Genomic DNA, 26,304 nt, shown 5'->3' on the forward strand with positions numbered 1-26,304 from the left:
ACTTCGACGCAGTACTGACTTACGGAAACGACGGTCAGCAACGCCAAGAAGGATTCTGGGTCCCCATCGTCTAGAGGCCTAGGACACCGCCCTTTCACGGCGGTAACAGGGGTTCGACTCCCCTTGGGGATGCCACGCGGGAATAGCTCAGTTGGTAGAGCGCAACCTTGCCAAGGTTGAGGTCGCCGGTTCGAACCCGGTTTCCCGCTCCAAGTTTTTGTTCGCCGGCGCAAGCGGGTGAGCAGGTAAATCGAAAAGCTCGCGAGAGTGTTTGGATTTGCCAGACTCAACCTCTTTGAGGTTGGGAATGTTCTATGTCCCCATCGTCTAGAGGCCTAGGACACCGCCCTTTCACGGCGGTAACAGGGGTTCGACTCCCCTTGGGGATGCCAATGCTGTGAAGCTGCATTAGCGGCTTTGCCACAGGATTGCGGGAATAGCTCAGTTGGTAGAGCGCAACCTTGCCAAGGTTGAGGTCGCCGGTTCGAACCCGGTTTCCCGCTCCAAAACGAAAAGCCGCTCTATGAGCGGCTTTTTTTTGCCTGTTTTTCGGCTAGCTTGTTTTTCAATGGGCTCTTTCGTTTCCGGTTGCGGTTGAAATGTTGCCGCTACGGGCGTTGAATAGCGTCTCCCTGCACAGGAATAGCAACGACTTATGACTGCCGCACTCTCCATTCGCGATCTTCAGAAAACCTACGATAACGGTTTCCAGGCATTAAAAGGCATCAGCTTTGAGGTGCAGCCGGGCGACTTCTTTGCACTGCTAGGCCCCAACGGGGCGGGCAAGTCCACCACGATTGGCATTCTCTGCTCTCTGGTACGCAAGACCGGTGGCAGCGTGTCCATCTTTGGGATCGACATCGACAAGGATTTCCCGGGCGCCAAGCAGCAGCTGGGCGTGGTGCCGCAGGAATTCAACTTCAGCCAGTTTGAAAAGGTGTTCGACATTGTCTGCACCCAGGGCGGTTTTTACGGTATGCCGCGCAAGCTGGCCGAAGAGCGCACCGAGAAGTACCTGCGCAAACTGGGCCTGTGGGACAAGCGCTTTACCCAGGCGCGGATGCTGTCCGGCGGTATGAAACGCCGCTTGATGATCGCGCGTGCACTGATTCACGAGCCCAAGCTGCTGATTCTGGATGAGCCCACCGCGGGTGTGGACATCGAGCTGCGCCGCTCCATGTGGGAGTTTCTGCAGGAAATCAATGCCCAGGGTACGACTATCATCCTCACCACCCACTATCTGGAAGAGGCCGAGAGTCTCTGTCGCAACATCGCGATTATCGATAAGGGTGAAATTATTGAGAACACCTCAATCAAGTCCCTGATCAAGACCCTGAGTAAGGAAGTCTTTATTTTGGATTGCCTTGAAAGGCTGAGTGACGCGCCGGACTTCGGGTCTTTCAATGGTCGCTTGTTGGATGAGCACAGCCTCGAGGTAACGGTGGAGAAGGGGCAGTCCCTGTCGGAATTGTTCGCCCACCTGAGTGCGCAGAATGTTTCCGTAACCAGTATGCGAAACCGGGCCAACCGCCTTGAGGAGCTGTTTGTTTCCCTGCTGGCGGAAAATAAGAAGCAAGAAGCGGAGATGGGAGAATGAGTGTGAGCCCGCAACTGATCTGGACTTCGTTCTCTACGATTTTCCGCCGCGAGGTACGCCGGTTTATGCGAATCTGGCCGCAGACCCTGGTGCCGCCGGTAATCACCATGTCGCTGTACTTCGTGATTTTTGGCTCGCTGATCGGCAGTCGTATCGGCGAAATGGGTGGCTACTCCTACATGGAGTTCGTGGTCCCCGGCCTGATTATGATGGCGGTAATCACTAACTCGTATTCGAACGTGGTGTCTTCTTTCTATAGTGCGAAATTCCAACGCAGTGTGGAAGAATTGCTGGTGTCGCCCACACCCAATTGGGTGGTGATGTCGGGCTATGTACTGGGCGGTGTTGCGCGCGGATTGATTGTCGGGTTTATCGTGACTGTCATCGCGCTGATTTTTACCTCGCTCACTATTCAGCACATTGGGCTCACGATTTTGATCGTGTTTATGACCTCGGTGCTGTTCGCGTTGGCGGGCTTTATCAATGCGATCTTTGCCAACAGCTTTGACGATATTTCGATTATCCCAACCTTTGTGCTGACGCCGCTGACCTACCTCGGCGGGGTGTTTTACTCCATTGAGCTGCTGTCCCCGTTCTGGCAGGCGCTGTCCAAGCTGAACCCGGTCCTCTATATGGTGAATGCGTTCCGCTACGGTGTGTTGGGTGTCTCCGATATCAATGTGGCTTGGGCGTTTGCCGGTGTGTTGCTGTTTATTGCGCTGCTGTCTGGCTGGGCCCTGCACCTGATGCGTCACGGCAAGCGGCTGCGTCACTAATCGATCGAGTAAATTCGGATTTGAGCAAAGGTATGAACCGAGAAGACTGGCAAAACCTCCCGCTGGGCCAGGAAACCCGCTACGAAAGTAAGTACAACCCCGGGTTGTTGCACCCCATCCCACGTGCGGTTTCGCGCAAGCAGTTGGGGCTGGAAGGGCAGGCGCTGCCGTTCAGTGGTGCCGATGAATGGTGGGGGTTTGAGCTGTCGTGGTTGAACCCGAAGGGTGTGCCGCAGGTGGCAGTGGCACGCTTCCGCTTTGCCGCCTCCAGTCCGTCGATGATCGAATCCAAATCGTTCAAGTTGTATCTGAACTCCCTCAACCAGAGTGAGTTCGCGTCTTCCGGTGCAGTGCGTGAGGTTTTGGAGAAAGACCTGAGCGCGGCAGCTGGCAGCGACGTTGCGGTTACCCTGTTTGGCGTGGATGACCCTGCGCTGGCGGTGCATGCGCCACAGGGTGAGTGCCTGGATGGGCTCGATATTGAAACGCGTACCTACGAGCCGGATGCGGCGCTGCTCAAACTGAAGCAGAGCGGTGAGGTCGTCGAAGAAATATTGTTCAGCCACCTGTTACGCAGTAATTGCCCGGTCACCGGTCAGCCTGATTGGGCCACGGTATCGATTCAATACCGCGGGCCGGCACTGGACCGTGCCGGTTTGCTTGCCTACATCATTTCATTCCGTGAGCATCAGGACTTCCACGAACATTGTGTAGAGCGTATCTACTGCGACCTGCAGCGCCTCGCAGCGTTTGAAGAGTTAACCGTTTGCGCGCGCTATACCCGTCGCGGTGGGCTGGATATCAATCCGCTGCGCACATCCTCGGGCAACATCGAATTTCCTCTGCGCTACGGGCGCCAGTAAGCCGCTCGGCAAAAGAGAGGAAGGTTAGGCTGGTGTCTGTAAGGTGGGGCTATCTGAGGCGGTTGCCTCAGATAATGACTTTGCTTTTCAGGCGTGCTTGCGCGTCTTTGAGAGCGCGTAACACTTTCTCTTTGTCGTAGTTGCGCACCTTGTCCAAATCCAGGTGCATGGCAAAGCCTGGTGCGTGCTCTTCCAGATAGCTCTGCTGGCCGCCCAGGTTCTTGCGCAGGTCCGTTACTGAGTAGACCTTCACTGGGGTGCTGAAGCCTTTTACAGTCACGTGCCCCTTGTCGCGGCACATTACTGTTTGTTTGATCATTGCCCAGGTCTCGTGGCTCACCAGGATTTCGCCCGGATCCGCAGCGCTCTCTAATCGCGCGGCCAGGTTCACGTGAGTGCCCATCACCGTATAGGTTTGGTGGTCGGCGGTGCCGAACACACCTACAGTGCAATAGCCGGTATTAATGCCCATGCGAATTTGCAGTGGGTGTGAGATACCCTGGTTGTACCATTCCTGCATCATTTCACTGACGCGCTTGCGCATCGCCAGCGCCATCGCCACGCAGCGCAGCGCGTCGGACTTTGGTCCCTTGCTCTGGTCATCCCCGAATACCACCATCACCGCATCGCCGATAAATTTATCGATGGTGCCGCCGTAATGCGCAACGATGCGCGACATTTCGGTGAGGTAGTTATTGAGCAGGCGGGTGAGCGTTTCCGCTTCCATCTCTTCAGTGAGCTGACTGAAATCCTTGATATCGGAAAAGAACACCGTCAGCAGTTTGCGCTCGGTGACAATCTCTTTGTCCTTGCCTGTGGTTACCGCGCGCCAAAGGCGCTTGGGCAGATAGCGGGAGAGCTTGTAGCTGGCAATATTCGCAATGCGCTGTTCTTTGCTCAGCTTTTCATTGCTGCTGCGCAACTGAGAAATCTGCTTGTGCATGTAAAACGCATAGCAGCAGAAATAGGTAAATACGCCGATCAGGCTGGCCGCGCTGATATTCAGGTCCGCGTTCACAACCAGGGCAGGGCGGTGCACGAGGTAGCCAACGCCGACCCCGAGCAGTAGTGCCGTATTGTGCTCAAACCAGCTGCGACCGCCGCCCTGGGTGAGCGCATGGAACTGCACCATGGTCAGGAACAGCAAGCTGGGCAGCAGGTTGAAGTTGGCGAGCGCCATGGCCATACCGATTAGCAGGGCATCGGTAAACGACAGCCAGCGGCGAAACTCTTCGCGTTTCTCCGGGGTGGAGCGCTGGGAGATTCGGTAGGCCGCGGGAATATAGAGCAGCAGCAGCACCGCCATGCCGAGCGGCAGTAGGGCGGACTGTGATAACAGCGAAGACCAGTTGATACTGTTAAGTAGGGTGCCCGCCGCCGCGAAGCAGATCAGTGCACGGAAATACAGCGGATACCGGGAATCCGATTTTAGGCCGTTGTTTTCTTCGGACTGGTTCTGCATGACCACTGAATCTTTTTAATTCTGTACTGCAAAAACGGAACGGATGAAGGTGGCGTTTTGCAGAGGTTCTCTGGGAGCTTGTTGTTTTCTTTTTGTCCACATTGCCGTGCGCAGTCGGGATTCCGACCATTGCTGCAGGTATGGAATTGATAGCCCTACAACACTGTGACCTGAAAATGTCTTGGGGCAGGCTCCGTGAGGTGGAGGTGGGTTCCGCAAGAATTATTGGAATTACGTGGTTCAGATCACCGACAGACGCAAAGTTTACCCTCAACTGCGAGGGAAAGCGATGTCATTTGAGAATCTTGTCCTAAAAGTGGACGGTCGTCCATAAGAAAATTGGGTGATCAATAGGGTAAAATCTCGCTCTTTCGGAGTTGGCGCGAAATTCAGCCTGCACCATCTACACAAATTATGAAGCACTCAGGAGACACAAATGGACGCGCTGGACGCATTGCATAACCGGGTTTCGGTTGGCCTACTCACCGAGCCTGCGCCGGATGCGGGTCAACGGCAGAGCATTTTCCGGGCAGCCCTGCGCGCGGCTGACCACGGTAACTTGCGCCCGTGGCGCTTCCTGGTGGTTGAGGGCCCGGCAAGGTCACGTTTAGGCGAGATCTACCTGGAGGCGACCGATAATAAAGAAGCACTAAGCGAGGCCCAACAGGAGCGCATTCTGGCCATGCCACTCCGAGCCCCGCTGGTGATTGTCGCCATTACCCAGTTGCAGGAGCACCCCAAGGTGCCGTTTAACGAGCAGCGGATGTCGACCGCCGGTGCTGTGCAGGCCATGCTGACCGCCGCCTTTGCCGAAAATGTCGGCGCTTACTGGCGAACCGGAGTTCTCGCAGAGAACCGATTGGTCGCTCGCGCCCTCGATTTGGCAGACAACGAAGAGATCAGTGGCTTCATTTATATGGGTACTCCGGTAAAGCCACCGAGATCCGCGCCAGATCTCGCCGTAGAAGACTTCTTTGCCGAGTGGGCTGGCGAATAACTAGACAGGTGGGGTGTTTGGCGGATTTTTTTCGAATTTTGCTTGCACCCTCCGCCGCCTTTTTGTAAAGTGCGCGCTCGCTGATCGGGGCGCTATGTTACTGATTAGCAAGGCAAAACAGCCACGAGCCCGCAGGCGTGCGGACGGCAAGCTCGCTAAACAAGCCGTAATCCACGCATACAATTTGGTGAGGTGTCCGAGTGGTCGAAGGAGCACGCCTGGAAAGTGTGTATATCGAAAGGTATCGAGGGTTCGAATCCCTCCCTCACCGCCATTAAACGAAAAAGCCCGGCAAATGCCGGGCTTTTTCGTTTAACGACGCCGAGGTCGGGTGAGAACCCTCCGGTTCGATTAACTCGCGTAGCGAGTTAAGACCGAGGCGCAGCCGAGCCCGCAGGGTTGAAACACGCCCAAGCGTGTTTCAAGTCCATCCCGGCCGCCCCCCGATTCTTATCGCGTGCCCCCTAAACCCAATCTGTGCTTTTTGCTCAGCTCGATTGGCCCTCTTTAACCGCCCGCCGACACCCATAAGCAAACACAAACCCAGCAACCAAGCCCGCCAAACATTGCCCCAGAAGCCCCCATGTGTCTCGCGTACTAGCGATCAGACTCACATGAAAAATCGGATGCATCGCTGCAAAGAAAGCCAAATAAGCAAGCACTCCACCAACAGGGTAAACAACCGCAGCAGGCAAGCCGGTAAAACGGCGCAGCAAGCCCATCACCAAAAAGCCGATTGCCAGCCCGACGGCAATAACCGTTCCGTAACCGGGCAGCAGCCCGGCGATATCCCGCCCAGTAGCCACCAATCGATCTTGCCAGCCAATCTGCACGCCGAGTTCAGTCAGGCCAGACAAAACCACCTGAGTATGAATGATGCTGCTTAACAGGAAGGCAACGACTACCGCCATCAGGTAAGACAGGAAGACCACCGATTTGCGGATCGCAGTTTTTTCTTTTTTCATGCTTGCGACTATGTCACAACTTTCCCGCTGCGCGAAGTGCCTGCAGCCCAGCACAGCCTTCAGTGGGGGCGCATGAGTCGCAGTTTCATCCCCTGTAGTGGTTACGGGTTCTGCGTTATAGTTTTCGGAACAATAAATGGAGTGCGCAAGTGCTAAATAGAATCCGTGTATGGGCGGGCCTTATGTCCCTCGCTCTATGTTCCGCCCTCGCAGTGGCTGCCCCCCCGCACGATGTACCGGTGCGAGAGGCGATCAACAGTGATGCCTTTACGATTACCGAGTTGAATACAGACTTGCAGCTGCCCTGGGGGCTGTCTTTCCTGCCCGATGGCCGCATGCTGGTGGCCGAGCGTGGTGGGCGCCTGGTAATGCTGGATGCGGACGGCGGTAACCTGCGTGAGATTGCCGGGCTTCCGGAGGTCTACGTAAAAGGGCAGGGCGGCCTGTTTGAAGTGCTGCCGGCTCCCGACTTTGCGCAAACCGGTGAAGTGTTTGTCTCTTATGCGCACGGCACCGACAAGGCCAACGGCACACGTATTAGTCGGGCTACCCTGCGTGACGGTCGGCTGCAGGATCTGCAGCCGATATTCACTGTCGAACCATTCAAGAATACTCCGGTGCATTTTGGTGGGCGTATGGCCTTCCTGCCCGATGGCACCTTATTGCTGACAACCGGCGACGGTTTCGATATGCGCGAGGATGCGCAAAAGTTGGATGGCCTGCTGGGTAAGGTCGTGCGAATTAATCGCGATGGCAGTGTGCCGGCGGACAACCCCTACGCGAGTAGCCAGGGTGCTGGTGCAAAGGTTTGGACCTATGGCCATCGCAACCCGCAGGGGCTGGTGTACGACGCGGCCAGCGACAGCGTAATAATGCATGAGCATGGTCCTGCCGGAGGCGACGAGGTCAATATCCTGCAGGCGGGCAAAAATTACGGCTGGCCAGTTGCCACCTACGGCAAGGATTACTCGGGTGCAATTATTTCACCGTTTACCGAGTACGAGGGTATGGAGCCGCCTCTGATGCACTGGACTCCGTCCATCGCCCCGGCAGGCCTTGCCATTTACCGCGGCGAGCTGTTTCCGCAGTGGGATGGCGATCTGCTGGTGGCGGCACTGGCTGGTCGCCATTTGCGGCTGGTGGAGATGGAAGGTGGCAAGCCTATTGCACAGCAGGAACTGATTGCGGATCTCGAAGAGCGCATTCGTGATGTACGGGTGGGGCAGGATGGTGCCATTTACCTGTTGACCGATAGCGACCAGGGCAAGTTGCTAAAGCTCCAGCCTCGTTGATCACAACAAATACCCACTGACGATAATTAAACAACGCATCCAGGGGCTTAAATGTCACTAAAAACTTACCTTCAGCGCTCTGCCATCGTGCTCGGTTTATTCAGCACCCCAGCGCTGGCGATTACTCACATTAGCGCCGACCGCATGATCGATGTGGAAACCGGCAAGGTTATCGAAGCCCCGGTGGTTACCGTGGACGGCAACCGCATCACGGCGGTGACGGCCAATGGGGAAGTGCCAGAGGGCGCGATTCGCCTGCCAGGCACTACTTTGGTGCCTGGGTTGATGGATATGCACGTACATCTCACGGGAGATGCGCATACCCATGGCTACCGACGTTTGGCGGTATCTTCTGTGCGCTCGGCGCTTACCGGGGCCAAGAATGCGCGTATCTCGCTGGACAAAGGTTTTACCACCATGCGCAACCTGGGTGCGGGTGGCTATGCGGATGTGGCACTGCGGGATGCGATTAATGATGGCGATATTCCGGGGCCGCGTCTGTTCGTTTCCGGCCCATCGATCGGCATTACCGGTGGTCACTGCGATAACAACCTGCTTCCGGTGGAATACGATGCGGTTGGCGGCGGTGTTGCCGATGGTCCCTGGGCGGTTCGTGCCAAGGTGCGTGAAAACCTGAAGTACGGAGCGGACCTGATCAAGCTCTGCGCCACCGGTGGCGTCATGTCCAAGGGCACCGAGCCGGGCGCCCAGCAGCTGGCACTTGAAGAAATGCAGGCGGCGGTGACCGAGGCGCACAACCGCGGCACTACCGTGGCGGCACATGCGCACGGCACTGCCGGTATTAAGGCTGCTATTCGTGCGGGTGTGGATTCGGTAGAGCACGCCAGCTTTCTGGATAAAGAAGCGATCCGCTTGGCGAAAAAGCACGGCACCGTATTGTCCATGGATATATACGTAACCGAGTACATTCTGTCCGAGGGCGAGAAGGCGGGTATTCTGCCGGAGAGCCTGGAGAAGGAGCGTCGTGTTGGTGGCAAGCAACGCGAGAGCTTCCGCTACGCGGTGGAAGAGGGCGTGAAAATGGTATTCGGCTCCGATGCAGCGGTATATCCGCACGGCCAGAATGCGCGCCAGTTCTCCCGTATGGTGACCTTCGGTATGACGCCGCTGCAGGCCTTACAGGCTTCTACCATCAATGCGGCTGAACTGCTTGGTAAACAGGAAGACTTGGGCAGTATCCGCGTGGGTAAGCTTGCGGACTTGGTCGCGGTATCGGGTAACCCGCTGGAAGATATTTCCGTAATGGAAAACGTGCAGTTTGTGATGAAGGATGGCAAAGTATTTAAAAATACACTGAAGAACTTCTAAGCCTTCATTAGCCAAAAAAAGGCCGGTGGGCAACTCAATTTAGAGTTGTCTCCCGGCCTTTTTTGTATGCATGACTTTTTCTTGCAGAGAAGAATAGGGAAAGTCAGTGCCCCCAATCACCTACCTTGTCTGATCCGGGCAAATAGAATTCGAGATAACTTTCTACCGAAAAAGGTAGTTCTTCGGTCACTTGCTTGACCCGCTCGGCGATCGCTTTGGTTTCCGGGCGCGCATTGGCGAGTCCGGTGTAGGGGATGCCTTTGGCGTTCGGCACATCCGGGTATTTCTTCTTCATCAGTTCGTGTCGGGCAACCATCCGGTTAAACTGACCCTGGGTATGAATTAGTGGGGTCAGCTGCGGATTTTCTTCCCGGGGGTCCATGTACAGGTCGAAATAGGCCTCGGGCATACCGGATGCGGCCACATCACCGGCACCGATCCAGTGGCGCTTATAGCGGCCCTTTACTGTGGCACCGAGTTCGTGCCCCGCGTAGATAAATACATAGTCTCGCCGGCTATGTGTGTCGCCCTTGAGCAGTAGGGCGGTTTGGTCGAGACCATCCACCACGCGGTCGGTTGGGATATTGTCCTTGGCGCCGCCAAGGCGGGCAAAGGTGGTGTAGAGGTCGGTGACGTGAATGATGTCGCCGACCGTTTGCCCCTGCTCAATCATCCCGGGCCACCAGGCAAATGCCGGCACTCGCACGCCCCCTTCTGTGAAGTCACCCTTGCCGCCGCGATACAGCATCGGCAGCATGCCCCAGCCCGTAGGTGGGCTGTGCACCATCGGGCCGTTATCCGCCATGGCGATAAACAGGGTGTTTTCTGCAATGCCCAGTGTTTTGAGCTCTTCCATCAGCTGGCCAACGAAATCGTCTACTGCGGGAAAGGCGTCGGCGACCATCAGGCCAGCAACGGAATTTTTGGGATTGTAGACGGCGAGGAAGTTGAGAAAGTTGGGCCAGTAGGCCACGAAAAAGGGTTTTTTCGCTTCTGCATTGCGCCGAATAAAGTCGATGGTGCGACGCTCTGCCTCCGGGTCAAACTTGGCAAAACATTCGTTGGATGTACCGCACCACTCTTTACCTTGTTCTCCTTTTTTACCCTCAATATTCATTACCCAGCCCTCGGGAATTAGTCCGGGGGTGTCCAGGCGATAGGGGTCGGGCGGGTAGATCTCAGGGGCGAATCCCAGTACTGCATTTACCGCGTTGGCCTGCGGGTTATACAGGGAGGTGATTTGGTTCATGGGGGTAAACAGCGCTTCATCAAAACCCTGGTTGTGCAGATAGCTTTCTTCAATGTCCCCAAGGTGCGCTTTGCCGAAGAATGCGGTGGCGTAGCCGTTTTTGGACAGTACCTCGGCGATGGTGACTTCTTCCTCGCGCATGCCGGAAAACTCATGGGGCATACCGACAACTCCCATACCGTGGCGTACCGGGTGCCGTCCGGTGAGGAAGGCGGCGCGCGTGGGTGTACAGGAGGGCTCGCTGTACATGCGCGTGAAATTGATACCCTCGGCAGCCAATTTGTTGATGTTTGGCGTGGTGTAGCCGAAGTTCTTTTGCAGGGCAGGGAAGCCCACGGCGCCAAATGCGGTGTCGTCCCACAGTAGGTAAACGATATTGGGCGGTTGCCCATATTTTTGTCGTAACTGCTGCAGTTTTTGCTCCAGTTCCTGATCTTCCTGTTTCCACTTCTCGCCGTGTTGTAGCTTCAGCACGTAGTACTCGGCGTCGTGTACGACGTCGTCGGCGAGTGCGGGGAGCGGCAAGAGCATACTCATGAGGAGAAGGGTTGTGGCGCGCATCATAGTGTTATTTCCCGTACCTGCTGGTGAATGATTGGTAGCGACTTCGCAAACAATGAAAAGGCGCACATCATCAGGCGCTTACCGAAGGAGATAACGGGTGGAGTTAACCCAACGCTAGCAGGCTAACTTTAGGAAACTGTGGGGCAGGTGAGCGGAGTCGGGCGCCAGTTGGCCGTTTGTATGCTGTAAATGCGGAATTGGAGAGATGGCAGAAAAGCAAAAGGCCCGCGGATTACCATCCGCGGGCCTTTTTTACACTGCAGTTGAACCGGTCAGACTTCGGTGGCTGGCGTCTGGGGGCTGCCCGTCAGCTTCCGCTTAACCGCATTTTTGATGCGAGATGTGAGGTTGCTGATATCAACACCAATACCGTACATGGCCGGCACCAGCAGCAGGGTGACGAAGAACGCCACGAATACACCGAATGCCAGGGCTACCACGATGGGCTGCAGGAAGGCGGCCTGAATACTGCGCTCCAGCATCATCGGCAGCAGGCCGACAATGGTGGTGACGGTGGTCAGCAGGATCGGGCGGAAACGCGCCACGCCCGCTTCGACCACCGCTTTGATGGGCTCCATGCCTTTCTCCCGCAGGCGATTACAGTGGTCCATCAATACCAGGTTGTCGTTAACCACTACCCCGGCCGCCGCGGCGATACCGAAGTAACTGAAGATGGCCATTGTCATCCCCATCACACCGTGGCCCAGGATCGCGCCGACAAATGCGAAGGGGATCGCGATCAGGATCAGGATGGGCTGGAAGTAGCTGCGGAATGCCACCGCCAGCAGGCTGTACATGGCGAAGAATGCCATGGTGTACAGGCCGAGCACTTCCTGGATAAAGCGTTTTTCGCCTTCGGCCTGACCCACCGCACCGCGCACGATACCGGGATAGCGGGCTTCCCAGTCCGGGAAAAAGTTTTCATTCAGGTCCTTCATGATGTCGCCGCGCACATCGTCTTTCAGGTCCGCCATCACACGGGCGGCACGGTTGCCGTTCCAGCGCTGAATGCGCTTGATGCCCGGTGCGTATTCCAGATCGGCGACGGCCAGCAGTGGCACTTCACGGCCATCACTGGTGCGTACACGGAAGTCCTTCAGGCTTTCAATGGAGCGGCGAGACTCCAGCGGGTAGCGCACCATGACTTTTACGTCCTGGCCACCGCGCGGCAGGCGCTGCACTTCTTCACCAAAGTACGCCTGGCGCACCTGACGATTGACTTCTGCCAGGGTCAGGCCAAGTTTGGTGGCGCCGGGCTTCAGGTCGATACGGATTTCTTCCGAGGCACCTTCCAGATTGTTGCGCACGTCGTAGAGACTTTCGTAGGTACGCAGCTGGGCTTCCAGTTCGGCGGTGGCATCGCGCAGCACGTCGAGGTCCGGGTGGCGAATGGAGAGTTCAAAGCCCGGTCCGTTGTTGTTGAACGAGTACTGTACGGATACCTCTTTCGCGTCTGGGATCTCGCCGAGCAGTTCACGCAGGCGCAGTGCGGCGTCCTTGGCGGTCATGTCGCGGGTTTCTGGCGGTGCCAGCTGCACAATGGCCATAACACTGTCGCGGCGTGAGCGGGTGTACCAGTTCTCGATCAGTGCGCCTTCGCCATTGGTGCGCTGATTGACCTCTTCTTCCAGGCGCTTTTCCGCATCCTGAAGCTGGGCGAGAATTTCCAGGGCGCGGCTGTAGGGCGCGCCCTCTGGCATGACCACGTTCACGATAATCTGGTCGGATTCGATTTCCGGCATGAAACTTTTCTTCACCCAGCCGTTACCGAATGCGCCAAAGCCGATAAACATCGCTCCTACAAAAATGCTCAAGGTGAGGTAGCGGCGTCCCACAGCCCACTGGCCAATACGGCGATAGTGGTTCTGGGCAACGTACACAATACCGTTGGCAATTTTCTGCTGCAGGCGGCCGAAGCGGCCCGGGTTTTCCCGCGGCTTCAGGTTGTTAAGGTGCGCGGGCAAGATAAACAGCGACTCGATCAGGGAGAACAGCAGGGCAAGGATTACCACCCAGGTAATATGACGGGTGAACTCACTGGTAGATCCACTGATAAAAATCCATGGAAGGAAGGCGAGGATGGTGGTCAGTACCGCGAAGATAACCGGCTTCGCCACCAACTGGGTGCCTAGGGTTGCCGCACTCAGGCTATTACCGCGGTGTTCAGGGTTGTGGGATTCCGTATGGATGCTTTCGCCCACCACAATCGCGTCGTCCACCACGATGCCGAGTACCAGCAGGAACGCGAAGGTAGACAGCATATTCAGGGAAACACCAACGCTCGGCAGCAGTACAAAGGCGCCGGCGTAGGCGGTACCAATACCCACCGATACCCAGAATGCCACCTTGGGGCGCAGGCTGAACACCAGTACCAGCAATACCAGCAGCAGACCCATAAAGGCAGAGCTACTGATGGTTTCCATACGGCCTTTAAATTCTTCTGCGTTATCGGTCCACAGTGTCAGCTCGGCACCTGCGGGCAGGGTCTTCTTCCGCTCGGCGATCCATTTGCGAATGGAGTCGGAGGCGGTAACGATATCCATGGTCTCGGTGCTCATGACCTGCAGCAGCACCGCCGGCTCACCATTCAGGGTGGCCAGGATCTCGTTGTCTTCAAAGCCGTCTACAACCGTGGCCACATCGCCCACGCGGATGGTGCCGCCATCGGCGGTCTGGCGGACGATGATGTTGGCAAACTCCTGTTCGGTGTCTGCCTGCTTGCGTACCTTTAGCTGATAGGCGCCGACTTCGGTACGCACGGTACCAGCGGACTGATTAATGGAGTTGGCGCGGATGGCATCGGCAAGTTCCTGGAAGGTCATGCCGTAGCGGCGCAGGGCCTGCTCGCTGACCTCGATGGAGACTTCTTCCATGCGCGTGCCAAACAGCTGCACGATGGAAATTGCGGGTAGGGTGGCGACTTCGCGGCGCAGTTGTTCGGCCAGGCGCTTCAGCTCGCGCTCGCTCAGGTCACCGTGTACCGCGACGCGGATAAATTCCTGGCGGTTAACCCACTGGTGTACCTGCGGTGGCTCAATACCGCGGGGGAATGAAGAAATACCGTCCACGCGGATTTTTACATCGTTCATAAAACGGGAAAAATCAACGGTGGTTTCGGCGAGGATATACACGCCGCCATACCCCTCGGCGGAGGTGGAGCGAATCCATTCAATATTGTCGAGCTCGCTCACTGCTTCTTCGATACGCGAGACGATTTGTTCTTCCACTTCCTGTGGTGCAGCGCCGGGCCAGGACACATTAATCTCAAGCCCCGGGAAGCGAACCTGTGGGTCCATTTCCCGTTCCATGCTGAAAAAGCCAATAACACCGGCGACAAGGATGCCAATCATGGCGAGGTTGGCGGCAACCCGGTTACTGGCCCACCATGCGATCAAACTATTCATGTGTGCGAGTCCTTATCGGCGAGCCAGTTGGGTGATTGGCTGAACTTCCATGCCTTCCACCGGGTTAGCAATGGTGGAGGTCACAACGCGCTCGCCATCGGCAACACCAGCGGCAAGCACTACGCGGTTTTCGGAAGTGGAAAGTACCTCGACGGTACGAATATTCAGGCGGTTATCCGCGTCAACAACGTAGACCTTGTCAGCGCTGCGCAGTGCCTCACGGGGAACCACGATGGCATTGCGTTCCGCGGTGGATGCCGCTTCTGCATTCACAAATAAACCAACCGCCAGGGGTACACCATCACTGGCGCCTTTGCCATAAGGGTCGGCAACTTCCGCCACCGCATAAATCAGGCGGGTTTGCTGATCAATCGTTGCCTGGGTGCGCACTATGCGACCGCTCCACTGCCGCTCATGGCTGCCGACCAGTGCGGAGAGTTTCACTTCCGGACCAGGATTGTTGTCGCCAGCGACGAACCCCAGTGGCAGGCCGAGTTCCTGCAGCTGGTTGTCGGTCAGGGGAAGACGAATTTCCACACGATCGGTGGCGAATACGCGGCCCAGTGAGGTGCCGGCGGTAACGTATTGGCCAACACCCACTTCGCGACTCACCACACGGCCGCGATACGGCAGGTGAATCTTGGTGCGAGCGAGGTCCATTTTTGCATCGGTCAGCGCAGCCTTGGCGGCACGCAGATTTGCTTCCGCTTCCAGTACTTGCGGTTTGTTAACCTGCAGCGGGGTGGGTTCTTTATTCGGGTTCAGGTTCAACCACTGCTGGCGTTTGATTGCGGCAGCGGCCTGCGCTTGTAGTAACAGTACTTCTGCTTGTGCTACGCGGGCCTCGGCCTGAGCAGCCTCGAGCTGGTAGTCGGCATCGTCGATTTGAATCAGGGTTTCGCCGGCTTCAAAACCTGCGCCTTCCGCAAAGCGGTCCGCGATGGCAGTGATGCGTCCGGATACTTGTGGCGTAAGGTTTATTTCAGTGTGCGCACGAACTTCCCCTTGTGTCGTTACGCTTAATTGCACCGGTTCGGCACGCGCCTCAGAAGTAACCAGCGAAATCAAACGCTGCTCTTCTTCCTTCTTTTCAGGCTCCGGTTTTGCTGCGGACATCCATTGTACGGCGCCGAACGAGGCCGCAATTACGAGAACCGGGGCCATCACATTCAAGATTTTTTTCTTCATCGTTCTATTCGCGTAGTTTCAATTTTTGTGGAATTTGGCGAATGCGACCGAGTTACCGCTGGTGCAATAACCCGATATGAGCACGAAAACCACGGGCCTTGGAATCTCCAAGGCGCCGAGGTGAGCTGAATCAGCGACCAAAATCCATTTGGGTTGCCTGATTGACGATGTGATGTCTCGAGGTGGATGCAGTGCGAGTGAAAAAAATTTTGAGCGAGCGTGCTGCTCGTTGAAAAGGGCGCCCGGGAAAGCTTCGATGCGGAATGAGTAGCTGAGGTTTTCGCTCAATCCTGTGAGTGCAAATGGCTTTGCACTGCGCGGAAACGTATTGGGTGCAACATGAGTGGAGATAGAGCCACGATCAGGCCAGCGAGTGCACCCCACAGGTGGGCATCGATGGCTACTGGAGCGTTGATCAGTGCAGCGGTCGCACTGGTGTCACCACCGAGTTGTTCCCAGGCGATTTTTGTGCAGACGCCTGCCAGTATTAGCAGTCCAAATCGATCACCATGCATCAGGTCTTTCACGCAGCCCCAAATGATCAGCGCGTGGAGAGCACCGGACAAACCCACGTAGTGCGTCAGGTGTGGTGAAAAGAAAAGGATCCCGGTTCCGGTCAGAAGGCACATCAGAGAGAGCAGCCCCGCAGCGGGGAGCGGTCGCAAGTGCGGCTTGAATAGATACCAGAGGATTGCACAGGCCCCCGTATTGGTGAGCGCGTGTACCAAGTTTGTGTGTAAAAAGTGAGCGCTCAGCAGTCGCCAATACTGGCCGGCGATGATGGCCTCGCGGTCGAAGCGCAACAGGTTCTGCACGTGCTCGGAAATCAGCTGGGCAAGACCGACCAGGAAAACTACGGCAAGAAACGTTGGGTTGAGCGCTCGGAATGCCATAGTAGGTAAGGTTGTGCTCGAGGGCGTGTGGCCGGTCTTGTGTATATGGCACCCCCGGGTGGACTCGAACCACCAGTCCGGACTTAGGAGGTCCGTGGTTTATCCTGTTAACCGACGGGGGCGTACTCTTAATCCGTCTAACTACTTGGGGCTAACGTCCCGGTGCGCTGGCGGTGTAAGAGGCTGGCCATTCTAACCACTGGGGCAGGCTCTGTCATCGAATGCTGCGCCCAGTTCCAGCCCTGTGTAATTACCTGTAATCTCGGATTGCCTTCCTGGGAATCTCCTGCTGTCACCAAGCGTAACGTTTTGCGCCATGGGGGTTACCCATTTTCTCTTTGCATGAAAATTTTCTCCTTTCAACAAATCGGCGAAAAAATTTCGCAAATTGGTAACAAATTACCGCTATTTTGGCGCGAGCTGCAGATCAGTGAGGATCGGGCTTTTGGCTTTTGCCTGACTAATGGAAGCCCCCAGTGTAACCCCCGGAAAAACCTGATCGCACCGTGCAAAAGTTGCTTGACCAGAAAAGCGGGAGCTGGCTAATCTGGATTTGCACAACAAAAATAGACAAAGAGTTTCTGCCCTGGCAGATCGAGATTGTGGAGTTTTCTATGAGCGGCAACGTTATCGAAAATGACATGGATTTTGGTGGATCTGATTCCTCTTTTGAAGGGAGTCTGCTCTATACCCCGGAGAGTCCCCGTGACGCGCGGCGCATGGTGGAGGATCGACTGGAGGAACAACGCCTCCGGCGGGAACTGATGGATTATCAATACGACTTGTGACTTCGAGTCTTTCTTCGGGTCTTTTTTCGAATGCCTCTTGGAGTCGTTTTCTCCAAGAAGCATTTCTGAAGAAATATTCTGCATAGTCCTTTTTACCGGGTACAGTTCGGTCGATCATATATGCCCCGTATTCATGCTTTGTGCAGAAAATAGCCGGGTAAGCGAAGTGGAGTGAAAGGGTGCCTGAGGCACCCTTTTTACGTTCTGGGTTTGCGCTCTCGGTTTGCGTTATGGGGCAGCTGCTTTGGGGTAGGGGATTTCCTGCTGAAGCCGGTCCGTAAATGACGAATCCGCCCCGGGCAAATATGCGAACGTTCGCCATGTGGGTTTTGCCGGTTTTCACCCCCTGCGGGTGGGTGTATATTGGCGGAAATTGGATTCGCAATGATAAGGATGAGGCAGGATATAGGGCCCGCAAATGGTGGTTTCCGAAAGGTTTGAGAGCCGTGTGAGCTCGGAAGTTTCCGCTGGAGGTGAGGAGCTGGTGATTCGTGTCGCTGGCAACTTTGATTTTAATGTTCACCGCGATTTCCAGCGCGCGTACCGCAATGTCAGTCCTGCGCCGAAGGTGTTTCTGGTGGACCTGTCCGCAACCGAACATCTGGATAGTGCAGCACTGGGGATGCTTTTGTTATTACGTGACTACTGTGCGGAGCTTAGTCACGAGGGCGAGCAGCCGCGGGTGGAGTTAATGAACGCGAACGCGCACGTTTCCCACATACTCCACGTTTCCAATTTCGATCAAATTTTCAGCATCTGCTGAACCACACCGCGCCCCGATGCCAACCTTCCGCATCCTCATTATTGAAAGCGACCAGCAAGAGTCGTCGGAGCTGCAGCAGCTGATTCAGCAGTGGGAATATAAAAGTACCTCCGAGAGTGTCTCCCCGGCTTCGACCTTGTGCGTGCCTACTGCCGAGGCCGCACTGAAGTCCTTCGAGCAGTTCCCTCCCAACCTCATGATCTTCGGCCCCGTTGCGGCACGGAAAACGCCACCTGAGTCTGTGCGCCAGTTGCGTCAGTCGATGGGGGTAGAGCCGGTGCCGATTCTTGCGGTACAGGGGGTACAGGAAAGTCCTGCGGAGCCACTGTATCTGGCAGATTGCGACGATATTCTGACCAAACCCTATAGTCGCTCGTTCGTGGAACTGAAGTTAGTCGCCATCCGGCGCTTTGGCGAGTTCAGCCGATCGCTCATGGCGCAACGTGACCGTCTGCGCCGCCACCACGCAGACTTTCTCCAGGAGCAGGCAAACGCGCGGGAAATATTTGGCAATCTGGGCAATGAGAGCTGCCTGGATGACACGCCTGCGATTCGCTATCACCTTTCTCCGCGCGCGGTGCTAAACGGCGATTTGCTGGCGGCAACCTATTCACCGGATGGCAAGCTGGTATTGATGCTGGGGGATTTCGCGGGGCACGGACTGGCCGCGGCGGTAGGGGCTGTTCCGCTTACTTCTATCTTCTATTCAATGATCCCACGGGGCTTCTCTTTTGGTCGGGTAGCGCGGGAAATTAACCGCAAGCTGCACGATATCCTGCCGCGCCAGATGTTTTGCTGCCTGGCGATTATGGAGTTCGACCCGCGGCGCCAGCACCTGCGTATGTTGAACGCGGGTATGCCCAGCCCCTGCCTGAAGCGTGCCGATGGCTCTTTGCTGATGATTGAATCCCGGCATCTACCTCTGGGGGTGCTAGCGTCTGACCATGTGGATTCCGCGATAGTGAATGTACGGGTTTCACCCGGAGATCGCCTGTTTTTGTGGAGTGACGGTATTCACGAGGCGCGAAACAGTCGCGGTGAGCATTTTGGTGAGGCGCGCCTGTTGTCGCTATTGCAAAGTGAGCGGCCGGAAGGTACACGGCAGGAAGGTGCGCAGGTATTCGAGCAGATTCTACTGGCCGTCAACGCGCATGCGGCGGAGCAGCATGATGATTTATCGCTGGTGGAGTTGGACCTGACGGATCCCGGGTTGCGTTCCGGCGGGAGCCTACCCCAAGAGGTAGCTGGGGACCGGAAGGGCACGCCTGTTGGTGACTGGTCGATTAATTTCCGTCTTTCGCACGGGGAGTTGCGGCAAGCAGATCCGCTTCCGCAATTACTGAGTGTTGTGGTGCAGATGCCCGGTGCTGCCAGATTCCAGGAGGACCTTGCGATTGCGCTGGGCGAGCTGTTCCGAAATGCACTGGAGCATGGTGTATTGGAACTGGATTCCTCAATTAAGGGGACGGATGATGGGTTTGTTCGATATTACGACCTGATGGCAGAGCGGCGTAGCCATTTGGACTCGGGTTGGGTGAGTATTTCCCTGTCTTGCCTGGAAGGCGAGGGGGGTGGAAGCCTGACTTTGGTGGTGGAAGACAGCGGTAAGGGGTTCTCCGAGGTCCGCGATGCGGGCTCGATTTACTCGGGCCGCGGGCTGGAGCTACTGCACACGGTTTGCTCTGAGCTGCACTACTCGGCGGGCAGCAGTCGCGTTGAAGCGGTCATCAGCTGGCAGGCGGAACCCGAAGCAAAACCGGGGGATGCTACGCAAGCGCAACACAATGCCATACAAAACCCCTCAGTACCGGTATAATTACGCTCAGTTTTTCATCAACACCGGTGGGCAATGTCCTCGAGCCGCTTTACATCCTCTGCCGCCTCATCCGCATCTTCAGCGCAGAATTCACCTGTCGACAGCGACCGTCTGAGCGCACGGGACTTGTCCTGTGAGCGCGATGGCCGCGTGTTGTTCGCCGGGCTCGACTTCCAGTTGCCTGCTGGTACCGCATTGCAGGTCGAGGGTGCCAATGGCGCGGGCAAGAGCACGCTGATTCGTACGCTGATTGGCAGTGCCAGTGATTATCACGGCGATATCTCCTGGCGCGGCAAGGTCTTTCCCGGGGCTCTTGCAGCCATGCGCTCGGAATTGCTCTATATCGGTCACCACGCCGGAGTACGGCGCGGCCTTTCTCCATTGGAAAACCTTGCCTGGTACGGCGCTGCTGCGGAAGATGCGATGGCCGCGCTGGATGCCGTTGGTCTGTATGGCTTCGAGGATACCCTGTGCCAGCAGTTGTCTGCGGGACAGAACCGAAGAGTCGCGCTGGCCCGCCTGTACCTGCCGGCTGCCCCACAGCTGTGGATTCTGGATGAGCCGCTCGCCGCGCTGGATGTGGTCGGGGTTGAGAGCTTGGAGTCCTGTATGCACGGTCACCTGCAACGCGGGGGCAGCGTGCTGTTGACATCGCACCAGCCGGTCAGGATCCAACCGCTAGTGAAGGTGAATCTGGCGGACTTTCAGCCCCAAGAGAGTCACCTGGAGGCTGAATATGGGGTCTGAAGCGGTGGGGGTCTCCTTGTCGAAAAAAGCGCAGTCCGCCGAAGCTAGCAGTGCAGCGTTGGATACCTATGCGCGGGTACCGGGCTTTTACACCCTGTTCCGCACCGAAATGGTGCTGGCAGCCCGCCGCCGGTCGGATATCGTGAACCCGCTGCTGTTTTTCGTTACGGTGCTGGCGATGATGCCATTGGGTATTGGCCCGGAGCCGGAGATGTTGTCGCGCATGGCGCCAGGGCTTATCTGGGTAATGGCGTTGCTCGCTACCTTGTTGTCTCAGGAGTCATTGTTCCGCGGTGACTATGAAGACGGCTCACTGGAGCAGTTGGCCCTACAGCCACAGCCTCTGTATTTCCCTGTGTTGGCAAAAGTGCTGGTGCACTGGTTGGTCACCGGGGTGCCCCTGGCCCTGTTATCTCCGCTTTTGGGGATGATGTTAAACCTGGGCGCTGAGGGCTATTGGCCGCTATTTATCTCGCTTGTATTGGGCACTGCCAGTCTCAGTTTGATCGGTGCCGTGGGTGCCGCGCTGACCGTGGCTTTGCGACGCCCCGGCCTGCTCTTGGCGTTGATCATTATGCCGTTGTATGTGCCCGTGTTAATCTTCGGCACCGGAACGGTGCAGGCAGCACTGGATGGCTATAGTTTTGGCCCGCAATTGGCGGTTCTCGGCGCGATATTGGCCGTGGCCGCGGCGCTGGCGCCCTTAGCGGCTGCGGGAGCTATCCGAATCAGTCTCGAAAACTGACCCTTTCCCAATGGTATGCGCTCAGCCGCGACCGAATGAGAGAAGGGCGTAGGAGTAAGTATTTTGTCCTGGCAATGGTTTCACAGATTGGGCTCACCCCGCTGGTTTTACCAGAAATCGAGCGCCTGGCTTCCCTGGCTCGGCGGGGCGGCGCTGTTGTTGCTTACGGTGGGTATTGTCTGGGGGCTGGCCTTTGCGCCGGAAGACTTCAAGCAGGGCAATAGCTACCGGATCATCTATATCCATGTGCCTGCGGCATTCCTCGCGCTTGCGGGCTACTACATCATGGCTATCTCCGGGGCCATCGGCCTGATCTGGAAGATGAAGCTCTCCTTTGTGGTGATGCGTGCAGCAGCGCCGATTGGCGCCGCCTTCACCTTTATTGCCCTGTTTACGGGTGCCGTGTGGGGCAAGCCCACCTGGGGTACCTACTGGGTTTGGGATGCCCGTATCACCTCTATGCTGATCCTGTTCTTCCTCTATCTGGGCGTCATGGCATTGTCCGGTGCCTTCAGTCGTGAACAGTCGGGAGACAAGGCCAGTGCCTTGCTCGCGTTGGTCGGCACGGTAAATATCCCGATTATTTATAAGTCTGTTGACTGGTGGTTTACGCTGCATCAGCCGGCCACTCTGAAGCTGACCGAAGCCAGCACTATCGACCCAAGTATGTTCTACCCGCTGATCACTATGATCGCCGGCTTTTATCTGTTTTATGCCTGGGTACTTACCTTCCACACCCGCACCATGATTCTGCAGCGCGAAGGGCGCACGCAGTGGGTACGCGAACTGCTCGGGGCGCCGGCTCCGGCCAAAGCCTGACGCACCAGCGAGGATTCGATTGATGCAATTTCAGTTTGATAGTCTGGCCAGCTTTTTCGCGATGAATGGTCACGGGCCCTTTGTGTGGGCATCTTATGGGATGGCGGTACTGGTGTTGGTTGTGCTGGCGGTCACCCCTGTTTTCCGCCAGCGTAAATTGCGCCGGGAACTCCAGCAGCAGTTGCGCCAGGAAGAGGCCCGCAGGCGTGCTGCCGCGGCGCGCTCTGCATCGCAGCGTACGGCGGAAGCGGTCGAGTAATTGCGAACAGGCTTTCACCGATATAGCGATTCAAATTTATAGCGATTTCGATTTTTAGTAGGAAGACCATGCATCCAGCTCGTAAACAACGTCTGATCCTCGTCGTACTTCTGGTGGCGCTTTCCAGTGCTGCCATTGGGTTTGTGACCTATGCCATGCGCGCAAACATGGACTACTTTTATGCACCCCGCGCCTTTGCTGCGGGCGAGGTTCCGTTTGAAAAGCGCATTCGTGCCGGTGGCTGTGTGGTGCCAGGCAGTATTGTGCGCGACAGTGATTCACTGGATGTACGTTTCGCGATTACCGATGGCGAAGCGGAACTGGAAGTGGTGTTCAATAAAATTCTGCCGGACCTGTTTGCCGAAGGCGAGGCTGCGGTAGTCACCGGCAAGCTCCAGCAGGACGGTTACGTACGTGCGGATCAGGTGCTGGCCAAGCACGACGAAACTTACACGCCGCCAGAAGTGGCGGATTCCATGGTGGGTAATGCGAGCTGTCAGGGAGATGCAAAAATATGAGTCCTGAACTCGGGCACTTTTCGTTAATTGTCGGCCTGCTGCTGTCTATTGCGCTTGCCGTTGTTCCGCTCCTTGGTACCTATGCCGGCCGTGTATTGTGGATGGATACTGCACGCCCGCTTTCTTTTGGGGTACTCGCGTTTACCGCGCTGTCATATGTCTGCTTGACGGTCGCTTTTGTTAACAGCGATTTTACCGTTGCCTACGTTGCGCAGAACTCGAATAGCATTCTGCCGATGATGTACAAGGTAACCGCGGTGTGGGGTGGCCACGAAGGTTCCATCTTGCTGTGGCTGCTGATGATGTCGGGTTGGACCGCCGCCGTTGCCACGTTTAGCAAGCAGTTGCCGGATGTGCTGGTGGCACGGGTGTTGTCGGTACTCGGCATGCTGTTGATCGGGTTTTTCCTGTTTATTCTGATGACCTCGAATCCCTTCGACCGCATCTTGCCGTTCCCGCCCAGCGACGGAAATGACTTGAATCCGCTGCTGCAGGACCCGGGCATGATTATTCACCCACCACTCCTGTATATGGGGTATGTGGGTTTCTCCGTTGCCTTTGCATTTGCAATCGCTGCGTTGCTGGAAGGACGTTTGGATAGCGCCTGGGCGCGCTGGGCTCGCCCCTGGACCGCCGTGGCCTGGTCGTTTTTGACCCTGGGTATCGCACTTGGAAGCTGGTGGGCTTATTACGAGCTCGGCTGGGGCGGCTGGTGGTTCTGGGACCCGGTAGAGAATGCTTCCTTTATGCCCTGGTTGGTGGGTACCGCGTTGCTGCATAGTCTGGCGGTAACCGAGAAACGTGGATTGTTCCGCAGTTGGACCATCCTGTTATCCATCTTCGCGTTTAGTCTGAGCCTGCTCGGTACCTTCCTGGTGCGCTCAGGGGTGCTGACTTCTGTTCACGCGTTCGCAACCGATCCGTTGCGCGGTGGCTTTATTCTGGCGTTCCTAGCCATCGTGGTGGGCGCTTCGCTGTTGCTGTTTGCTCTGCGTGCGCCAACCGTGAGTGCCGGCAGCGTATTTTCATTCCGTTCGCGGGAAACGTTTTTGCTGGGCAACAACATTGTGCTGATGCTGGTCATGGCGATGGTGTTGACAGGAACCCTGTACCCGCTGCTGGCCGATGCGCTCAACTGGGGCAAGATCAGTGTCGGGCCTCCATTTTTCAACCTGTTCTTTGTGCCGCTGATGATTGTGCTGAGTATTCTGTTGGGCATGGGTATTCATGCAAACTGGAAAGACACTCAGGGTAAGAAATTAGTCAAAGCCTGGGTGATGCCTGCGCTGATCGCTGCAGTTGCTGCACCGCTGATTGCGCTGCTGGCAGGCGACTTCCACTGGGGCGTTGTGATTGGGTTGTTTGCGGGGCTTTGGGTGGTCACCTCGAGCGGTGCCGATATTCTGGCGAAGTCGCGCAATGCGGATAGCCTCCTTGCGGGGCTGAAGCGTCAGCGAGCAAGTTATTACGGCATGCATCTGGGGCACATAGGTCTGGCTGTTTCTGTATTGGGGGTGGCGCTCACCACGGTATACAGCGTGGAGAAAGACTTGCGAATGTCTCCGGGCCAGAGTGCAGAAATGTCTGGCTACGAGTTTACCTTTGAAGGGGTGCGCCAGGTCCGTGGACCAAATTATCGCGCCTCAGAAGGTGTGATTGTCGTTCGTCAGGATGGCCGCCAGGTGGCCGAGTTGCTCCCGCAGAAGCGCAGTTATCTTTCCGGCGGCAATATCATGACCGAGGCCGCCATTGATACCGGCCTGTTCCGAGATCTGTACGTGGCACTCGGTGACCCAATGGATAAAAACCATTTGGGTGGCGATTGGGCTGTGCGTCTCCATTACAAGGCTTTTGTTGTATGGATTTGGCTGGGCTCGGTGCTGATGGCGCTCGGTGGTGCAATAGCCGTGGCCGACAAGCGCTATCGTAAAGTGCGTGCGGCGCGAGCGGCGAACGTCAAAACAGAAAGTAATACCGGCACTCTGGCTGGCGCCTGAGGTCGGGAGTCGGCGCGCCCTTTGCCGCATCGAGGGCGCGCGAATGGATAATTACGGATTGGGAAATTGATGGCGAGACTTAAGCTTTTTCTTCCGCTCATCGTATTCGCCGCACTGGCGGTACTGTTTTGGCGTGGATTGTCCCTGAACCCGCAGGATATGCCTTCAGCGCTGGTCAATAAGCCGGTGCCCGAGTTTGCCCTGTTGGATGTTGAGTCCAATCGGGAATTGAAAAAGTCCGACCTTCCCAGTCGCCCGTTGCTGTTGAATGTCTGGGCTACGTGGTGCGTTTCCTGTCGGGTTGAGCACCCATACCTGAATCAGTTGGCAGAGCAGGGTGTACCGATCGTTGGTATTAATTTGAAAGACGATAACGAAGCTGCGCAGAAGTGGTTGGAGAAATTCCAGAACCCTTATGTGTTCTCCGTTTCGGATATTGAAGGCCGTCTGTCACTGGATCTGGGCGTGTTCGGTGCGCCGGAAACCTTCCTGGTGGACGCAGGTGGCACCATCCGCTGTAAGCACGTTGGCGTGGTCGATGACAAAGTTTGGCAGACCAAGCTGCAGCCCTTGTACCAGCGATTACAGAATCAAGAGTGGGACGATTTTTCTGGTGAGCTATCAGACTCCTTGCTTGCCCGTTGTCGCTGAGACCGAAGAAAAGAAAAGCCGCTTTATCTGCTGGCTCGGGCCAGTAACCGATAAAGCGGCTTTTTTGTGTCAGCTCGAAACGGTGCGCGCCCGTTATCCGGATGCTTCTCATCACTGTACTGCGTTGGTCATAGGTAACCCCGACAATCCAGAGGTGATGCAGTTCGACGACGATGGCGAACCCGGTGGCAGTGCCGGACGGCCTATGATGGAGCTGCTTCTGAAGCAGGGTATCGGCAACGTTGGGGCTATCGTTACCCGGTATTTTGGTGGCACCAAGTTGGGTGTCGGCGGCTTGATGCGTGCATACCGCGGCTCAGTGGGTGCGGCGGTGCAGCAGGCGGAACTGAAAACCTTTGTTCCGCTGATATCAAAAGTCATTGCCTGTGATTTTGCACAGGAATCTCGCCTGCGTTTTTTGGTCGGGCAGGCCGGTGGCCAATGCTTGAATGCGGTCTATGCGGCGCGGGTTGAAGTCGAGATTGAGGTCGCTGTGGATTGCTGGGCCGGTCTGGCGGAGCAGCTCCTTTCCGAGATGTACCAGGTGATCGACTGATTACTCGCGAGCTCTTGATTGGCTTCACGAGGCTGGCTGCGAGGTTGGCTGCGAGGTTGGCTGCGA

General features: G+C 56.5%; 23 protein-coding genes and 6 tRNA genes. 22 read left to right on the forward strand and 7 right to left on the reverse strand.

Annotated features, from left to right (window positions below):
• Positions 1-59: 59 nt before the first annotated feature.
• From Mag101_RS06390 to queF, 7 genes are all read left to right on the forward strand, one after another.
• Positions 60-135: transfer RNA gene (locus Mag101_RS06390), tRNA-Glu, on the forward strand.
• Between the two features lies 1 nt (position 136).
• Positions 137-212: transfer RNA gene (locus Mag101_RS06395), tRNA-Gly, on the forward strand.
• 104 nt (positions 213-316) lie between these two features.
• Positions 317-392 (forward strand) — tRNA-Glu (locus tag Mag101_RS06400).
• Between the two features lie 38 nt (positions 393-430).
• Positions 431-506 (forward strand) — tRNA-Gly (locus Mag101_RS06405).
• Positions 507-655: 149 nt separating this feature from the next.
• Complete coding sequence (locus tag Mag101_RS06410) at positions 656-1,597, forward strand: ABC transporter ATP-binding protein (RefSeq protein WP_077402375.1); 942 nt, start codon at positions 656-658, stop codon at positions 1,595-1,597.
• Positions 1,594-2,373, forward strand: coding sequence for an ABC transporter permease (locus Mag101_RS06415; protein ID WP_198040115.1), 780 nt, complete (start codon positions 1,594-1,596; stop codon positions 2,371-2,373). Before Mag101_RS06410 ends, Mag101_RS06415 begins: the two co-directional genes overlap by 4 nt.
• A gap of 32 nt (positions 2,374-2,405) precedes the next feature.
• On the forward strand, positions 2,406-3,236 hold the full coding sequence (gene queF / locus Mag101_RS06420) for an NADPH-dependent 7-cyano-7-deazaguanine reductase QueF (protein WP_077402378.1): 831 nt from the start codon (positions 2,406-2,408) through the stop codon (positions 3,234-3,236).
• Between the two features lie 67 nt (positions 3,237-3,303).
• Here queF and Mag101_RS06425 read toward each other — a convergent pair whose 3' ends face one another.
• Positions 3,304-4,698 carry an adenylate/guanylate cyclase domain-containing protein gene (locus Mag101_RS06425; RefSeq protein WP_077402381.1) on the reverse strand — a complete coding sequence of 465 codons (1,395 nt, stop codon included), beginning with the start codon at positions 4,696-4,698 and terminating at the stop codon, positions 3,304-3,306.
• A gap of 436 nt (positions 4,699-5,134) precedes the next feature.
• Between Mag101_RS06425 and Mag101_RS06430 the strand changes: the two genes are divergently transcribed.
• Positions 5,135-5,695 (forward strand): nitroreductase family protein, encoded by a 561-nt coding sequence (locus Mag101_RS06430; RefSeq protein WP_077402384.1) that lies wholly within the window; start codon positions 5,135-5,137, stop codon positions 5,693-5,695.
• A gap of 186 nt (positions 5,696-5,881) precedes the next feature.
• Positions 5,882-5,969: transfer RNA gene (locus Mag101_RS06435), tRNA-Ser, on the forward strand.
• A 214-nt stretch (positions 5,970-6,183) separates the two neighbouring features.
• On the opposite strand, the gene Mag101_RS06440 is transcribed toward Mag101_RS06435, so the two are convergent.
• On the reverse strand, positions 6,184-6,660 hold the full coding sequence (locus tag Mag101_RS06440; protein ID WP_077402386.1) for a hypothetical protein: 477 nt from the start codon (positions 6,658-6,660) through the stop codon (positions 6,184-6,186).
• Positions 6,661-6,809: 149 nt separating this feature from the next.
• On the opposite strand from Mag101_RS06440, the gene Mag101_RS06445 reads away from it, so the two are divergent.
• A complete protein-coding gene (locus Mag101_RS06445; RefSeq protein ID WP_232325165.1) occupies positions 6,810-7,952 on the forward strand; it encodes a PQQ-dependent sugar dehydrogenase in 1,143 nt (380 codons plus the stop codon).
• A 51-nt stretch (positions 7,953-8,003) separates the two neighbouring features.
• Positions 8,004-9,281: a metal-dependent hydrolase family protein gene (locus Mag101_RS06450; protein WP_077402392.1), complete on the forward strand. Its 1,278-nt coding sequence runs from the start codon at positions 8,004-8,006 to the stop codon at positions 9,279-9,281.
• Positions 9,282-9,384: 103 nt separating this feature from the next.
• Here Mag101_RS06450 and Mag101_RS06455 read toward each other — a convergent pair whose 3' ends face one another.
• The 5 genes from Mag101_RS06455 to Mag101_RS06475 form a co-directional block, all read right to left on the reverse strand.
• Positions 9,385-11,067 (reverse strand): sulfatase-like hydrolase/transferase, encoded by a 1,683-nt coding sequence (locus Mag101_RS06455; protein ID WP_232325166.1) that lies wholly within the window; start codon positions 11,065-11,067, stop codon positions 9,385-9,387.
• A gap of 299 nt (positions 11,068-11,366) precedes the next feature.
• On the reverse strand, positions 11,367-14,498 hold the full coding sequence (locus Mag101_RS06460; protein ID WP_077402397.1) for an efflux RND transporter permease subunit: 3,132 nt from the start codon (positions 14,496-14,498) through the stop codon (positions 11,367-11,369).
• A 12-nt stretch (positions 14,499-14,510) separates the two neighbouring features.
• Positions 14,511-15,686, reverse strand: coding sequence for an efflux RND transporter periplasmic adaptor subunit (locus Mag101_RS06465; protein ID WP_077402400.1), 1,176 nt, complete (start codon positions 15,684-15,686; stop codon positions 14,511-14,513).
• 284 nt (positions 15,687-15,970) lie between these two features.
• The gene (gene rrtA, locus Mag101_RS06470; RefSeq protein ID WP_077402403.1) at positions 15,971-16,579 is read right to left on the reverse strand and encodes a rhombosortase; all 609 of its coding nucleotides are present in this window, start codon (positions 16,577-16,579) and stop codon (positions 15,971-15,973) included.
• Between the two features lie 46 nt (positions 16,580-16,625).
• Positions 16,626-16,701: transfer RNA gene (locus Mag101_RS06475), tRNA-Arg, on the reverse strand.
• A 384-nt stretch (positions 16,702-17,085) separates the two neighbouring features.
• Here Mag101_RS06475 and Mag101_RS06480 point away from each other — a divergent pair.
• The 11 genes from Mag101_RS06480 to Mag101_RS06530 all read left to right on the forward strand — a co-directional run bounded on the left by Mag101_RS06480 (position 17,086) and on the right by Mag101_RS06530 (position 26,238).
• Positions 17,086-17,367 (forward strand): PA3496 family putative envelope integrity protein, encoded by a 282-nt coding sequence (locus Mag101_RS06480; RefSeq protein ID WP_077402406.1) that lies wholly within the window; start codon positions 17,086-17,088, stop codon positions 17,365-17,367.
• A 448-nt stretch (positions 17,368-17,815) separates the two neighbouring features.
• Positions 17,816-18,130 carry an STAS domain-containing protein gene (locus Mag101_RS06485; RefSeq protein WP_198040116.1) on the forward strand — a complete coding sequence of 105 codons (315 nt, stop codon included), beginning with the start codon at positions 17,816-17,818 and terminating at the stop codon, positions 18,128-18,130.
• A gap of 16 nt (positions 18,131-18,146) precedes the next feature.
• The gene (locus Mag101_RS06490) at positions 18,147-19,946 is read left to right on the forward strand and encodes an ATP-binding SpoIIE family protein phosphatase (protein ID WP_077402411.1); all 1,800 of its coding nucleotides are present in this window, start codon (positions 18,147-18,149) and stop codon (positions 19,944-19,946) included.
• A gap of 126 nt (positions 19,947-20,072) precedes the next feature.
• A complete protein-coding gene (gene ccmA, locus Mag101_RS06495) occupies positions 20,073-20,693 on the forward strand; it encodes a cytochrome c biogenesis heme-transporting ATPase CcmA (RefSeq protein WP_418287764.1) in 621 nt (206 codons plus the stop codon).
• 109 nt (positions 20,694-20,802) lie between these two features.
• Positions 20,803-21,438 (forward strand): heme exporter protein CcmB, encoded by a 636-nt coding sequence (ccmB, locus tag Mag101_RS06500; protein ID WP_232325197.1) that lies wholly within the window; start codon positions 20,803-20,805, stop codon positions 21,436-21,438.
• A 63-nt stretch (positions 21,439-21,501) separates the two neighbouring features.
• Positions 21,502-22,257: a heme ABC transporter permease gene (locus Mag101_RS06505; protein WP_077402416.1), complete on the forward strand. Its 756-nt coding sequence runs from the start codon at positions 21,502-21,504 to the stop codon at positions 22,255-22,257.
• Positions 22,258-22,279: 22 nt separating this feature from the next.
• Positions 22,280-22,516 (forward strand): heme exporter protein CcmD, encoded by a 237-nt coding sequence (gene ccmD, locus Mag101_RS06510; RefSeq protein ID WP_077402419.1) that lies wholly within the window; start codon positions 22,280-22,282, stop codon positions 22,514-22,516.
• A gap of 68 nt (positions 22,517-22,584) precedes the next feature.
• Entirely contained in the window at positions 22,585-23,034 is a 450-nt protein-coding gene (locus tag Mag101_RS06515; protein ID WP_077402421.1) for a cytochrome c maturation protein CcmE, read from the forward strand.
• The gene (locus Mag101_RS06520) at positions 23,031-25,031 is read left to right on the forward strand and encodes a heme lyase CcmF/NrfE family subunit (protein WP_077402424.1); all 2,001 of its coding nucleotides are present in this window, start codon (positions 23,031-23,033) and stop codon (positions 25,029-25,031) included. The genes Mag101_RS06515 and Mag101_RS06520 overlap by 4 nt, the downstream gene beginning before the upstream one ends.
• Positions 25,032-25,100: 69 nt before the next feature.
• Positions 25,101-25,682 (forward strand): DsbE family thiol:disulfide interchange protein, encoded by a 582-nt coding sequence (locus Mag101_RS06525; RefSeq protein ID WP_077402427.1) that lies wholly within the window; start codon positions 25,101-25,103, stop codon positions 25,680-25,682.
• Positions 25,666-26,238: an IMPACT family protein gene (locus tag Mag101_RS06530; protein WP_077402430.1), complete on the forward strand. Its 573-nt coding sequence runs from the start codon at positions 25,666-25,668 to the stop codon at positions 26,236-26,238. The genes Mag101_RS06525 and Mag101_RS06530 overlap by 17 nt, the downstream gene beginning before the upstream one ends.
• Positions 26,239-26,304: the final 66 nt, after the last annotated feature.

The organism is Microbulbifer agarilyticus (assembly GCF_001999945.1).
GTDB lineage: Bacteria > Pseudomonadota > Gammaproteobacteria > Pseudomonadales > Cellvibrionaceae > Microbulbifer > Microbulbifer agarilyticus_A.